The sequence below is a fragment of the Streptomyces sp. NPDC052225 genome (assembly GCF_040679615.1).
Taxonomy (GTDB): domain Bacteria; phylum Actinomycetota; class Actinomycetes; order Streptomycetales; family Streptomycetaceae; genus Streptomyces.
In genome coordinates this window covers 1-13556 of the sequence record NZ_JBFAVD010000021.1, presented here as the reverse complement: position 1 = coordinate 13556, position 13556 = coordinate 1, and the positions used below count along the sequence as shown (strand labels likewise).

Genomic DNA, 13556 nt, shown 5'->3' with positions numbered 1-13556 from the left:
GGCCGTTCAGGCGCCCGGCAGGAACAGGCAGAAGGGGTGGCCGTGCGGGTCGCGCAGCACCCGTACGTCCTTCTGCGGCTGGTGCGCCTCCAGCGTCGCCCCGAGCGCGCAGGCCCGCTCCGTCTCGGCCTCCAGGTCGTCCACCTGGAGGTCGAGATGCGCCTGCATCTGCTGGGTGCCGGGGCGCTGCGGCCAGACCGGCGGGGTGTGGTCGGTCTCCAGCTGGAAACTCAGACCGGGTCGCTCGCGGCCCGGTTCGCCCAGCCGCACCCACCCGGGGTCGCGCTCGATCTCCTCCCAGCCGAGCAGGGCGCGGTAGAAGTCGGCCAGGGCCGAAGGGTCGGGGGTTCCGAGGACGTAGCAGCCCAGAGTCGTCGTCATGTGCCCCGAGTGCCCACGACACCGGCACGCCATACAGGCGGAATACCGGCCGGGTGGGCGACGCTGGCAGGGACGGGGTCACGACGACACGAGGAGGACCACGGCCATGCCGAATGACGCCGGTTTCCGGATCGAGCACGACTCCATGGGCGAGGTGCGGGTGCCCGCCGACGCCAAGTGGCGGGCACAGACGCAGCGCGCCGTGGAGAACTTCCCCGTCTCCGGGCAGCGCCTCGAGCGCGCCCACATCGAGGCCCTGGCCCGCATCAAGGGCGCCGCCGCGAAGGTCAACGCGGACCTCGGCGTCCTCGACAAGGACATCGCCGACGCCGTCGCGGACGCGGCGGCCGAGGTCGCCGAGGGCCGCTGGGACGACGAGTTCCCCGTCGACGTGTTCCAGACGGGCTCCGGCACGTCCTCCAACATGAACACCAACGAGGTCATCGCCACCCTGGCCACCGAGCGACTCGGCCGCGACGTGCACCCCAACGACCATGTGAACGCCTCGCAGTCGTCGAACGACGTCTTCCCCTCCTCGATCCACATCGCGGCCACGGCCGCCGTGAGCCACGACCTGATCCCGGCCCTTGAGCACCTCGCGGAGTCCCTGGAGCGCAAGTCGGCCGAGTTCGCCGACGTCGTGAAGTCGGGCCGTACGCATCTGATGGACGCGACGCCCGTGACCCTCGGCCAGGAGTTCGGCGGGTACGCGGCGCAGGTCCGCTACGGCGTCGAGCGGCTCACCGCGTCCCTGCCCCGCCTCGCCGAACTCCCCCTGGGCGGCACGGCGGTCGGTACCGGGATCAACACGCCGCCCGGGTTCTCGGCCGCCGTCATCGCCGAGGTCGCACGGGCCACGGGCCTTCCGCTGACCGAGGCCCGCGACCACTTCGAGGCGCAGGGCGCGCGCGACGGGATCGTGGAGACCAGCGGGCAGCTGCGCACCATTGCCGTCGGCCTGACGAAGATCGCGAACGACCTGCGGTGGGCCGCGTCCGGGCCGCGCACCGGGCTCGCCGAGATCAACCTGCCCGACCTCCAGCCCGGTTCGTCGATCATGCCGGGGAAGGTGAATCCGGTCATTCCCGAGGCGACCCTGATGGTCGCCGCGCAGGTGATCGGCAACGACGCGACGGTGGCCACGGCCGGCGCCGCGGGCAACTTCGAGCTGAACGTGATGCTGCCCGTCATCGCCAAGAACGTCCTGGAGTCGATCCGGCTGCTCGCCAACGTCTCCCGGCTGCTCGCCGACCGCACCGTCGACGGCATCACCGCCAACCGCGAACGGGCCCGCGAGTACGCCGAGTCCTCCCCCTCCGTGGTCACCCCGCTCAACAAGTACATCGGCTACGAGGAGGCCGCCAAGGTCGCCAAGAAGTCCCTCGCCGAGCGCAGGACCATCCGCGAGGTGGTCCTCGACGGCGGGTACGTGGAGCGCGGCGACCTGACCGTCGAGCAGCTCGACGAGGCGCTGGATGTCCTGCGGATGACCCACCCGTAACAGCGGGTGGCGTTCTGACGCATTCGTGACGCGGACCGCTGCGTCGTATGCCCTTGGCACCTAATATCTGCGCATGACAGACGACTACTGGGCGCCAGGGGAGCGGATCCTGTGGCGCTACCGCGCCAACGGGGGCGACGGCTTTCACATCTGCCGTCCGGTCACCGTCGTCGAGGACTCCCCCGACCTGCTCGCCGTGTGGATGGCGCCCGGCACCGAGTGCGTGAAGCCGGTGCTCGCCGACGGCACGCCGCTGCACCGGGAGCCGCTCGCCACCCGCTACACGAAACCGCGCACGCTCCAGCGCGACCGCTGGTTCGGCGCGGGCGTCCTGAAGCTCGCGCGCCCCGGTGAGCCGTGGTCGGTCTGGCTGTTCTGGGACCAGGACTGGACGTTCCGCAACTGGTACGTGAACCTGGAGCAGCCGCGGGCGCGCTGGTCCGGCGGCGTGGACTCCGAGGACCACTTCCTCGATCTGTCGGTGTACGCGGACCGCAGCTGGCGCTGGCACGACGAGGACGAGTTCGCGCAGGCCCAGACCGTGGGGCTGATGAGCGCGGAACAGGCCGCGTCCGTACGGGAGGCGGGGCGTGCCGCGGTCGAGGTGATCGAGGGCTGGGGCAGACCGTTCTCGGACGGCTGGCAGCACTGGCGGCCCGATCCCGGGTGGCCGGTTCCGGCGCTTCCGGCCGACTGGGACCGTACGCCCGCGCACGTGTCCTCATGAGACCCTTGATGCGCCCCCATGGGGGAAACGTAGGATCGTCCTCCGCAAGTGCACGCAGGGGCGCATCACGGTCGCGCGGGATTCATCACAGGCGACAACTCTCTGCGTGGGCTGCATGTCTGACACGATGTCAATGAGGTCATCGAGGGGCGGCGGGACCGTGAACGTGGGTGGAACGGGCAGGGCGGACCGGTCGGGACAGGCCGCGGCGTTCGACGCGATCGGCGGGCGCTACGACGAGGCCTTCCCGCACAAGGAGGGCCAACTGGCCGCCGTGGAGCGGATGCTGGACGGCCTCGGGCCCGGCCCCCGGGTGCTCGACGTGGGCTGCGGCACGGGCCTTCCGACGGCGCGTCAGCTCGTGGACGCCGGAGCGCGGGTGGTCGGCGTCGACCTGTCGGCGGGCATGCTGGAACTGGCCCGGAAGAACGTGCCGGAGGCCGAGTTCCACCACGCCGACCTGACGGACCTCACCCGTCCGATCACCCAAGGTGCGGACGGTGGCGGCGAGTTCGACGCGATCACGTGTTTCTTCACGCTGCTGATGCTGCCGCGCGCGGAGATCCCGGGCGCGCTGCGTCTGCTGCACGGACTGCTGCGGCCCGGTGGCCGGTTGGCGTTGTCGATGGTCGAGGCCGACCTGGATGACGCGGAGATTCCGTTCCTGGGGCACACAATCCGGGTATCGGGATTCCTGCGGGCCGAACTTCACCAGGTCGTACGCGACACGGGCTTCGAGATCACCGGGGCGGAGACGTACGCGTACGCTCCGGCGAGCCCGGACGCCCCACCCGAGCACCAGCTGTTCCTCAACTGCCGGCGCACCGGCACGTGACACGGCGCGCAGCCCCGGACGGACGGATTCGACACGCGTGACGGAGCACTCAGCCTCTTACCAAGGCTCCCACGAAGGCCGCCACCACGGCACGGCGGCCCGCCCCGCAGATCCCCGCGGGGCCCTGCGGCGTACCCCGGAAGCGTCCGGAAACCCGGCGACCGGCGGCTTACCGGAACAGCCGCGCCGCGCCCCGGCAGCGCCACCGCCGCCCCCGGCGGACGCCGAGCACTCGCAGCCCGAGTCGCCCTCGCCCGAGCCGGTGCGCCCCGCGGGCCCGCCGGACGGGACCGAGCGCCGCTCCGGGCAGCCGCGCCCCGCGGGGCAGCCGCCGGCGATGCGGCGCGACGGGGACCGGCTGCGGTTCGTCGGCGCCGCGACCCGGCGGATCGCCCGCGGCATCGACCTCGACGAGATCGTGATGGGGCTGTGCCGGGCGACGGTGCCGACGTTCTCGGACGCGATCCTGGTCTATCTGCGCGAGCCGCTGCCCGTCGGCGACGAGCGGCCGACCGGCCCCATGGTGCTCCGGCTGCGCCGCACCGACCGGATCCCGGACGCCGACGACACGGAGACGGAGAGCGGCGCGCCGGCCGCGCTCGTCGTGCCGCAGGGTGAACTGGCCGCCGGGTGCGCCGAGTTGTGCGAGGTGCGGTCCGGCGGAGCGCTCGCCGAGGTGCTGCGGGGGGTGCGCCCGGTGTTCGCGGACTCGCCCGCGGCGCTCGCCGCACTGCCCGAACTCCTGGGCGTGGAGCAGCCGTTGCCCACCGGACACCGCGCGATCCTGGCGCCGCTGCGGGGGCGGCGCCGGGTGATCGGCGCGGCCGTCTTCCTGCGCCGCCCGGACCGGCCCGCCTTCGACGCGGACGACCTCCTGGTGGCGGGGCAGCTCGCCACGCACAGCGCGCTGGGCATCGACAAGGCGGTCCTGTACGGGCGCGAGGCCTATATCGCGGACGAGTTGCAGCGCACGATGCTGCCCGAGACGCTGCCGAACCCCACGGGCGTACGGCTCGCCTCGCGCTACCTCCCCGCGGCGGAGACCGCGCGGGTCGGCGGCGACTGGTACGACGCGATCCCGCTGCCGGGCAGCCGGGTCGCGCTGGTGGTGGGCGATGTCATGGGGCACTCCATGACATCGGCGGCCATCATGGGGCAGCTGCGGACGACCGCGCAGACCCTCGCCGGGCTCGACCTGCCGCCGCAGGAGGTCCTGCACCACCTCGACGAGCAGGCGCAGCGGCTCGGCACCGACCGCATGGCCACGTGCCTGTACGCGGTCTACGACCCCGTCGCGCACCGCATCACGATCGCCAACGCCGGGCATCCGCCGCCGGTCCTGCTGCACCTGGGCGGGCGCGCCGAGGTGCTGCGGGTGCCGCCGGGGGCGCCGATCGGTGTCGGCGGCGTCGACTTCGAGGCCGTGGAGCTGGACGCGCCGGCCGGAGCGACCCTGCTCCTGTACACGGACGGGCTCGTCGAGTCGCGGCTGCGCGACGTGTGGACGGGGATAGAGCAGCTGCGTGAACGGCTCGCCGCCACCGCGCAGTTGACCGGCCCCGACCATCCGCCGCCGCTCGAAGCGCTCTGCGACGAGGTGCTCGACATGCTCGGCCCGGGCGACCGGGACGACGACATCGCGCTGCTCGCCGCCCGGTTCGACGGGATCGCGCCGAGCGATGTCGCGTACTGGTTCCTCGACCCGGAGGACGCGGCCCCCGGCCGGGCCCGACGCCTGGCCCGAAGTGCCTTGGCCCGCTGGGGACTCGAGGACCTCTCCGACTCGCTCGAACTCCTCGTCAGCGAGGTCGTGACGAACGCCGTGCGGTACGCCTCGCGCCCGGTGACGCTGCGCCTGCTGCGCACCGACGTGCTGCGCTGCGAAGTCGGCGACGACGTACCGCAGTTGCCGCGCCTGCGCCAGGCGCGGGCCACCGACGAGGGCGGTCGCGGCCTCTACCTCGTGAACCGCCTCGCCCGGCGGTGGGGCGCGACGCGCCTGTCGACGGGGAAGGTCGTGTGGTTCGAGCTGCCGGTGCCGTAGAGCCTGTCGGCCGGGCGGGTGAGCGGTGCCCCCCGTCCGGCTGTCGGGCTGGTGCGGCCGGTGGCGGGCGTCTGCAATGAGGGCATGTGCCACTACTGCGGATGCCGTGAGATCCCGCTGATCAAGGAGTTCATCGCCGAGCACGAGCGCGTCACCGATGCCGCGGGTGACGCGGTGCGGGCCCTGGAGCGCGGGGACGCGGTGGCCGCGCGGGTGCTCGTCGACACCATGGCGGCAGAGCTGGCCGCGCACTGGAAGGGCGAGGAGGACGGCCTGTTCGCGGCGATGCACGCCGACCCGGAGTACGCGGGCTACATCGACGCCCTGGTCGCCGAGCACCGTGAACTCGCCGCGCTGCTCCCGGAGTTGGACCTCACAGACCCTGGTGACGTACGCCGGTTCAAGGAGGCGGCCGACGAGCTGCACCGACACATCGCCAAGGAGGAGGACGGCCTCTTCCCCGCCTCGCTGACGGCGCTGAACGGTGACGACTGGGACGCGTCGATGGCGGCGTGGCGCGCGGCGCACCCGCGGTAACCGCCTCAGGAGCCCTCAAAGACCCACGGGTACGTACCCCGTCGCCCGGCCCGTGTCGTCGAGGACGCGGCCCATGCGCTTCGCGGTGCGCAGGGTCACCGACCGGTCCTCGACGCGCAGCCCGGGGAAGCGGTCGTCGAGGAGGGACTCCAGGGTCGTCATGCCGTCGAGGTCGCGCAGCCAGACGGAGAAGAGCAGATTGCAGGACCCGGTGACCGAGGTGCACATGCGCATCTGCGGCAGCCGGGCCAACGCGGCTCCCGTGGCGTCGAGTTCGCCGTGCGGGACGGTCGCCCGGTAGGTGGCGAGCGCGGGCCAGCCGGCGAGCTGCTGGGCCAGGTCGCAGCGGAGCAGGATCTCGCGGTCGCGCAGTTCGCGGGCGAGCCTGCGCCGTACGGTCGACTCGCTGATGCCGACGCGCTCGGCCAGCTCCGCGTATCCGGCGCGGCCGTTCTCGCCGAGGGCGAGCAGCAGCTGCGTGTCGACCTCGTCGCGGGGCCGGAACGCGCGCCGCGTCGGGAGGTGCCCGGCGGCCGGCGCGAGCCGGGCGCGCCCCGCGGGTTCCAGGGCCCGCACCTTCCAGCCGCTGCCCTCCTGGTAGAGCCGCATGCTCAGCCGGGTCCGGGTGGCGCGCACCCCGGGCAGGCGGCCGAGGGAATCGCTGACGCGGCGCCCCAGCGCGGGCAGGTCGCGGGCGGCGACCGACAGGAACAGGTCGAAGTCGCCGGCCACGTGCTCCGCGCTGAACACCCAGGGCAGGGCGACGAGGCGGGCCGTCAGCTCCTCCACCGCGCCCGGTGTGCAGGTGAGTTCGACGTACGCGACGGTCGCCGTGGCCGGACCCGCGTACGCCGTGACCCAGGCCAGGCCCTCCCGCTCCAGACGCGCCCAGCGGCGGGCGGCGGTCGTCGCGTCGATGCCGACGGCCGGTCCGATCCGGCTCCAGGGGGCGCGCGGATCGGTCTGGAGAGCGTCGACGAGGGCGAGATCCGCCTCCCCGAAGGCTGCGGCGGATTCCGGCACGAGTGGTCCCGTGCCGCCGATTTCCTGCATCTGAGTCGCCTTCCCGCACGGCGGCCGGATTCTGTCCCCACTTCCGAGCCGCATCCCCGCACCAGCACGCCCACTCTAGAAGGAGTGCCCGTGGCCACATCTGCGAGCGCCAGCACCAGGGAACGCCTCGACCGGAGCGCGAAGATCACGGTCGGGCTGCTCTTCGCGGCCTGGCTGATCGACTACGTCGACCGGCTCGTCATCAACCTCGCCCTGCCCTCGATCGGCGACGAGTTCGACCTCAGCCGCACCCAGCAGGGCATCGCGGTCTCCGTCTTCTTCGTCGCGTACGCCGTCTGCCAGATCCCCGGCGGCATGCTCGCCGACCGCTTCGGCGCGAAGCGGGTCACCTGCTGGGCGCTGCTGATCTGGTCGGTGTTCACGGCGCTGACCGGGCTCGCCGGGTCGTTCGCGATCCTGCTCGTGGTCCGCTTCCTGTTCGGGGTGGCCGAGGGGATCTTCCCGGGCGCCTCGATGAAGGCGGTCAGCGAGCGGACCACGCCGGGGCAGCGGATGGGCGCCAACGGTCTGGTGCAGTCCTCGAACGCGGTGGCGGCGGTCGTCGCGCCGCTGGTCGCGGCCCCGCTCATCGCGCACTTCGGCTGGCGTTCGGCGTTCTTCAGCGTCGCCGCCGTCGGTGTCTTCGTGTACGCGGCGGTACGGCTGTGGCTGCCCGAGCCGCGGGCCGCGGTCACCGCTCCCCCGGCGGGCGGCACCGGGGCCGTGGTGCGCTCGGGCACGATGTGGGCGTTCGCCGGGATGTTCTTCGGCTACGACATCATCGTGTGGGGCCTGAACACCTGGGTGCCGTCGTACCTCAACGACGAGCGCGGCCTCTCGCTGACCTCGGCGGGCGCGCTCGCCGTGCTGCCCGCGGGCGCCGCGACCGTCGCCGTGATCGCGGGCGGCCGGCTCGCCGACCGCTTCGAGGGGCACCAGCGCAAGATCGTCGTCCCCGCCATGACCGTCTCCTCGCTGGCGCTGCTCCTGATGGCCACGGCGTCGGGCACGGTCGCGTTCGTCGCCTGGATGACCGTGGCCATCTCCGCCGCGTCCCTCTCCTACATGCCGATCTTCGCGGTGCCGCTGCGCAGCCTGCCGCCCGAACTGACCGGCGCCGCCGCCGGGTTGATCACCTTCGGCGGCCAGCTGGGCGGGGTCGTCGCGCCGACCGCGATGGGGCTGCTCGCGGACGCGGCGGGGTTCGGTGCCGCGTTCGGGTTCCTCGTCGTGGGCGCCGTGATCGCCGCCGTCCTCGCGTGCCTCACACCGCAGGACTCGGTCTCCTTCCGGCGGGCGCTGCGGCTGCCCGAGCCCCTCCCCGTAAAGACCACAGACACCGCAGACACCGCAGAAAGCGAGCTGACTCCGTGACCGTCTCCCTCTTCGAGGGCCTCGACGCCCTCCTGCCCGACCTGCGCGCGCTCTACCAGGACCTGCACGCGCACCCCGAGCTGTCCCTCCAGGAGACCCGCACCGCGGGCATCGTCGCGGCGCGGCTGCGCGCGCAGGGCGGCTGGGAGGTGACGGAGGGCGTCGGCGGCACCGGCGTCGTCGGCGTGCTGCGCAACGGCGAGGGCCCGGTCGTCCTGCTGCGCGCCGACATGGACGGGCTGCCCGTCCTGGAGGCGACCGGCCTGCCGTACGCGTCCGTGGCGCGCGGCATCGACCGCGACGGCAACGACGTACCGGTGATGCACGCCTGCGGACACGACATGCACGTGACGTGTCTGCTGGGCGCGGCGGCGCAGCTCGTCGCGCACCGCGACGCGTGGCGGGGCACGGTCGTCGCCGTGTTCCAGCCCGCCGAGGAGATCGGCGAGGGCGCGCGGGACATGCTGGCGGACAACTTCGCCGAGCGGTTCCCGAAGCCCGATGTGTGCCTGGGCCAGCATGTCGGCCCGTTCCCCGCGGGGGTCGCGGTGACCCGGCCGGGCCCTGTCATGGCGGCCTCGGACAGCTACCGCGTACGGCTCTTCGGGCGCGGCGGGCACGGCTCGACGCCCGAGTCGACGGTCGACCCGGTGGTGATGGCGGCGGCCGTCGTGCTGCGGCTCCAGACCGTGGTCGCCCGGGAGGTCGGCGCCTCGCAGGCGGCGGTCGTGACGGTGGGCTCGATCCACGCCGGCACGAAGGAGAACATCATCCCGGACGAGGCCGAGCTGAAGCTCAACATCCGCTCGGTGGACCCCGTCGTGCGCGAGCGGGTGCTCGCCGCGGTGCGCAGGATCGTACGGGCGGAGTGCGAGGCGTCGGGTGCGCCGAAGGAGCCGGAGTTCACCTCGCTGGGCTCCTTCCCCGTGACCGTGAACACCGCGGACGCCACCGCGACGACCGTCGAGGGCCTGCGCGGCGTCCTCGGCGAGCAGGCCGTGCTCGTGCTGCCGCAGCCGATCAACGGCAGCGAGGACTTCGGGCTGTTCGGCGAGGCGCTCGGGGTCCCGTCGGTGTTCTGGCACTTCGGCGGGGCGGACCGGGCGGCGTTCGAGGGCCTGGAACCGGGGACGCTCGCGTCGCGTGGCCTGCCGCCGGAGGTCGCCGTGAACCACTCGCCGCAGTACGCGCCGCTCCAGGACCCGACGATCGAGCTGGGTGTACGGGCCATGCTGGGGGCGGCGCGCACCTGGCTCGGCTGAGAGCCTGTCTTTGAACGACGCGAAGGGGCGCCGGGAACCTCGTGGTTCCCGGCGCCCCTTCGGCTGTGCGCGGTCAGTTTCTGCCGTTGCCGTTGCCCGTGTCGTTCTGCGGGTCCACCGGATCGAGCGTGATCCCGCCGGTCGGGTCCCCCGTGTCGGTCGGGTCCGTGGTCGGCTCGGTCGGCTCGTCCGTCGGCGGCTCGGTGGTCGGCTCCTCGGTCGGCGAGGTCGACGTGGACGGCGGCTCCGTGGTCGGCTCCTCCGTGGGCGACTCGGTCGTCGGCTCCTCGGTCGGCGTGGCCGGCGCCGTGGTGGTCGGGGCGACGCCCGCGCCCATGTCGGTGTCGAGGTCGAACTTGCCGTTGGCGCTGGACGAGTTGAAGGTGTACTGCGCCCAGATGCGAGCCGGGAAGCTGCCGCCGTCGACGCGCGGGAGGCCGCCGGCGCCCTTCATGGAGACGTGCTTGCCCGCCTCCGCCGTCTTCAGCGGGCCCTCGCCGAACAGGCCCACCGACGTGACCAGGTCCGGCGTGTACCCGGTGAACCAGGCCGACTTGTTGTCGTCGGAGGTACCGGTCTTGCCCGCGACCTGCTGGCCGTCGCGCGCCGGGTTGTCCCGCACCGAGGCCTTCGCCGTACCGTCGTCGACCACGCCGGTCAGGACCGAGGTGACCGAGTCGGCGGCGCCGCGGCTGATGACCTGCTCACCGTCCGACTCCGGCAGCTCGACCTCCTCGCCCTTCACGGACACCGACTTCACGATGTGCGGGGTGACCTTCTTGCCGTGGTTGTCGAGGGTGGCGTAGACGCCGGCCATCTCCATCGGGCTCGCGCCCATGGTGCCGAGCGTCTGGGCCGCGTACGGCTTGAGGTCGTCGCCGGACATGCCGAGCTTCTCGGCGGTGTCCATCACCTGCTGCATGCCGACGTCGGCGCCCATCTGCGCGAAGACGGAGTTGATGGACTTGTTCATGGCGGTCTGCACGGTGACCGGCCCGTAGCTGTGGTCGTCCTCGTTCGGCGGGGCGAAGCCGACCTTCTTGCCGTCGTTGACGACGGGCCGCCTGTTGGTGCCGTCGTAGATCGTGCTCGCCTCGATCGACGAGCCGTTCTGCGTCTTGGCGTTGTTCTCCAGGGCGGCCGCGAGGATCAGCGGCTTGAAGGTGGAGGCGGGCTGGTAGTCGGTACGCGTGGCGTTGTTCGTCCAGTGCTCGGAGATGCCCGTACCGCCGTACATGGCGACGACCCTGCCGGTCTTCGGGGCGACCGAGACGGCACCGGCCTGCACGCGCGCGTCGGCCTTCTTGCTCTTCGGGTCGAGGTTGTCGGTCAGCTGCTCCTTGACCGACTTCTCCAGCTGCTTCTGCTTCTTGCGGTCGATGCTGAGCGTGACCGTGTAGCCGCCGGCGTCGAACTGCGCGTCGGTCAGGTTCAGGTCCTTCATCACCTCGGCCTTGGCGGCCTGGTAGAGGTACCCCTCCTGCCCCTGGAGCCCGCTCGCGGCCTTCGGCTCGTGCGGCGTGGGGAACTTCCGCATGCCCTGGCGGTCGCTCGCGCTGAGCCAGTGCATGTCGACCATGTTGTCGAGTACGTAGTTCCAGCGCGCCTTGACCAGTTCCTTGCCGGTCTCCGAGGCGTTGGCCCAGTCGTACTGGCTGGGGGCCTGGAGCAGCGCGGCGAGGTACGCGCCCTGCTGGACGTTCAGCTCCTTGGCGTCGATGCCGTAGTACGCCTGCGCCGCGGCCTGGATGCCCCAGGCGCCGCGGCCGTAGTAGCTGGTGTTGATGTACCCGGCGAGGATGTCGTCCTTGGACTTCTTCTGGTCCACCTTCAGCGAGATGACCAGTTCCTTCAGCTTGCGCGTGACGGTCTGGTCCTGCGTGAGGTAGTAGTTCTTCACGTACTGCTGGGTGATCGTCGAACCGCCCTGCTTGCCCTTGCCGGTGATCGTGTTGATCATGCCGCGGGCGGTGCCCTTGAGGTCGACGCCCTTGTCGCTGTAGAACGACTTGTTCTCGGCGGCGACGAACGTCCGCTGTACGGGCTTGGGCACCTCGGCGAGGTCGACGAGCTCGCGGTTGACCTTGCCCGTGCGGGCCATGGTCGAGCCGTCGCTGTACTTGAAGATGTTGCTCTGCATCTCGGCGTCCGGGTTGCCCTCGGGCACGTCGATCACCAGGTACAGCACCACGAACGCGCCCATGCACAACAGCACGAACCCGAAGAACGCGCCCAGGAGCTTCTTCCACGTGAAGAAGCGGCGTATGCCCGAAGGCCGCGACGCGCGCTTGCGCGCTTTCCTCGCATCGGCTCGGCCCATGACCTCAGTTGCTCCGCTTCTCGTTCGGGTACCCATTCGTGCACTCGCGTGTACTCGGTCGTCCGCTGTGTCTTCCGTGCTGAATCAGCTCATGAAGCTAACACCGCCACTTATGGCAAAACCCTGCCGATCCGGTCATTTCCGGACGTGACAATCAGCACCTACCCCATGGGAACCGACGATCGGGGCGTGCGGATGGTTGCCGAGGGGCGTAAAGTGATATCACTTTGCTAGACCGGTTCACGGCACACCTGTCGTGAACCCCCAGCTCAGAGAAACGGGGACCGCCATGTCCGAGACGGACGCCACATCCGCCACACCCGACGTACCGCAGATGCCCAAAGCACGCGTCCGCGAAGTCGCCGCCCACAGCATCGGCGGCGGGCTCGCGCTGCTGCTCGGCCTCGTCGGTCTGCTCGTCGGCGCCGGGCTCATCGCCATCGGCTCGGCGAGCGGTTCGGACGGCGCCAAGGCGGCGCTGATCATCCTGGGGGTCGTGATCGCGATCGCCGCGTTCTTCGCCATGTGCGGCCTGAACATGGTGGCGCCGGGCGAGGCCCGCGTCGTCCAGCTCTTCGGCCGCTACCGGGGCACGATCCGCACGGACGGGCTGCGCTGGGTCAACCCGCTCACCTCGCGTACGAAGATCTCGACGCGGGTCAGGAACCACGAGACCGCCGTCCTGAAGGTCAACGACGCGTACGGCAACCCGATCGAGCTCGCCGCGGTCGTCGTGTGGAAGGTGGAGGACACCGCGCAGGCGTCGTTCGAGGTCGACGACTTCCTGGAGTTCGTCTCCACGCAGACCGAGGCCGCCGTACGTCACATCGCCATCGAGTACCCCTACGACGCGCACGACGAGGAGGGCCTCTCGCTGCGCGGCAACGCCGAGGAGATCACCGAGAAGCTCGCCGTCGAACTGCACGCGCGGGTCGAGGCGGCCGGCGTCCAGATCATCGAGTCCCGCTTCACGCACCTCGCGTACGCCCCCGAGATCGCCTCGGCGATGCTCCAGCGCCAGCAGGCCGGGGCCGTGGTCGCGGCCCGTCGCCTCATCGTGGACGGCGCGGTCGGCATGGTCGAGGACGCACTCGCCCGCATCACGGAGCAGGACTTCGTGGCGCTGGACGAGGAGCGCAAGGCGGCGATGGTCTCGAACCTGCTCGTCGTGCTCTGCGGTGACCGCGCGGCGCAGCCGGTGCTCAACACGGGGACGCTCTACCAGTGACCCCGCCACCGCCTCCGGCGCGTAAGCAGGTTCTGGTGCGGCTCGATCCGGCGGTGTACGAGGCGCTGGCGCGGTGGGCCGGGGACGAGTTGCGGTCCGCCAACGCGCAGATCGAGTTCTTGCTGAGGCGGGCGCTCGCCGAGGCGGGGCGGTTGCCCGGTTCCGCGGCGCCTATTGCCCGGCGGGGGCGTCCGCCGAAGAGCCCGGGGGGCTCGGAAGGGTCGGCGGCTGACGGTTGAGTCGGGCTGGTCGCGCAGTTCCCCGCGCCCCTGATGGGGCGCGGGGAACTGCGCG

General features: G+C 71.8%; 12 protein-coding genes. 9 read left to right on the top strand and 3 right to left on the bottom strand.

The window, feature by feature from the left end:
- Window positions 1-6: 6 nt before the first annotated feature.
- Window positions 7-381 carry a VOC family protein gene (locus tag AB0L37_RS26975; protein ID WP_365510551.1) on the bottom strand — a complete coding sequence of 125 codons (375 nt, stop codon included), beginning with the start codon at window positions 379-381 and terminating at the stop codon, window positions 7-9.
- 106 nt (window positions 382-487) lie between these two features.
- Here AB0L37_RS26975 and AB0L37_RS26970 point away from each other — a divergent pair, with 106 nt between their 5' ends.
- The 5 genes from AB0L37_RS26970 to AB0L37_RS26950 all read left to right on the top strand — a co-directional run bounded on the left by AB0L37_RS26970 (window position 488) and on the right by AB0L37_RS26950 (window position 6025).
- Window positions 488-1882, top strand: a complete 1395-nt coding sequence (locus AB0L37_RS26970; RefSeq protein ID WP_365510548.1) for a class II fumarate hydratase — start codon at window positions 488-490, stop codon at window positions 1880-1882.
- Between the two features lie 73 nt (window positions 1883-1955).
- Window positions 1956-2609, top strand: coding sequence for a DUF402 domain-containing protein (locus AB0L37_RS26965; RefSeq protein ID WP_365510545.1), 654 nt, complete (start codon window positions 1956-1958; stop codon window positions 2607-2609).
- A 133-nt stretch (window positions 2610-2742) separates the two neighbouring features.
- On the top strand, window positions 2743-3444 hold the full coding sequence (locus AB0L37_RS26960) for a class I SAM-dependent methyltransferase (RefSeq protein ID WP_365510542.1): 702 nt from the start codon (window positions 2743-2745) through the stop codon (window positions 3442-3444).
- Window positions 3445-3481: 37 nt separating this feature from the next.
- Window positions 3482-5488, top strand: coding sequence for a SpoIIE family protein phosphatase (locus AB0L37_RS26955; protein WP_365510539.1), 2007 nt, complete (start codon window positions 3482-3484; stop codon window positions 5486-5488).
- Window positions 5489-5572: 84 nt separating this feature from the next.
- Window positions 5573-6025: a hemerythrin domain-containing protein gene (locus tag AB0L37_RS26950; RefSeq protein ID WP_365510536.1), complete on the top strand. Its 453-nt coding sequence runs from the start codon at window positions 5573-5575 to the stop codon at window positions 6023-6025.
- Between the two features lie 15 nt (window positions 6026-6040).
- Here AB0L37_RS26950 and AB0L37_RS26945 read toward each other — a convergent pair whose 3' ends face one another.
- Window positions 6041-7078 (bottom strand): Lrp/AsnC family transcriptional regulator, encoded by a 1038-nt coding sequence (locus AB0L37_RS26945; protein WP_365510533.1) that lies wholly within the window; start codon window positions 7076-7078, stop codon window positions 6041-6043.
- Between the two features lie 90 nt (window positions 7079-7168).
- Here AB0L37_RS26945 and AB0L37_RS26940 point away from each other — a divergent pair, with 90 nt between their 5' ends.
- Window positions 7169-8452, top strand: coding sequence for an MFS transporter (locus AB0L37_RS26940; protein WP_365510531.1), 1284 nt, complete (start codon window positions 7169-7171; stop codon window positions 8450-8452).
- A complete protein-coding gene (locus AB0L37_RS26935) occupies window positions 8449-9714 on the top strand; it encodes an amidohydrolase (RefSeq protein WP_365510528.1) in 1266 nt (421 codons plus the stop codon). Before AB0L37_RS26940 ends, AB0L37_RS26935 begins: the two co-directional genes overlap by 4 nt.
- A 73-nt stretch (window positions 9715-9787) precedes the next feature.
- Here AB0L37_RS26935 and AB0L37_RS26930 read toward each other — a convergent pair whose 3' ends face one another.
- A complete protein-coding gene (locus tag AB0L37_RS26930; protein ID WP_365510526.1) occupies window positions 9788-12034 on the bottom strand; it encodes a transglycosylase domain-containing protein in 2247 nt (748 codons plus the stop codon).
- A gap of 289 nt (window positions 12035-12323) precedes the next feature.
- On the opposite strand from AB0L37_RS26930, the gene AB0L37_RS26925 reads away from it, so the two are divergent.
- Window positions 12324-13262, top strand: coding sequence for an SPFH domain-containing protein (locus AB0L37_RS26925; RefSeq protein WP_365510523.1), 939 nt, complete (start codon window positions 12324-12326; stop codon window positions 13260-13262).
- Window positions 13259-13501: a hypothetical protein gene (locus AB0L37_RS26920; protein ID WP_365510520.1), complete on the top strand. Its 243-nt coding sequence runs from the start codon at window positions 13259-13261 to the stop codon at window positions 13499-13501. The genes AB0L37_RS26925 and AB0L37_RS26920 overlap by 4 nt, the downstream gene beginning before the upstream one ends.
- Window positions 13502-13556: the final 55 nt, after the last annotated feature.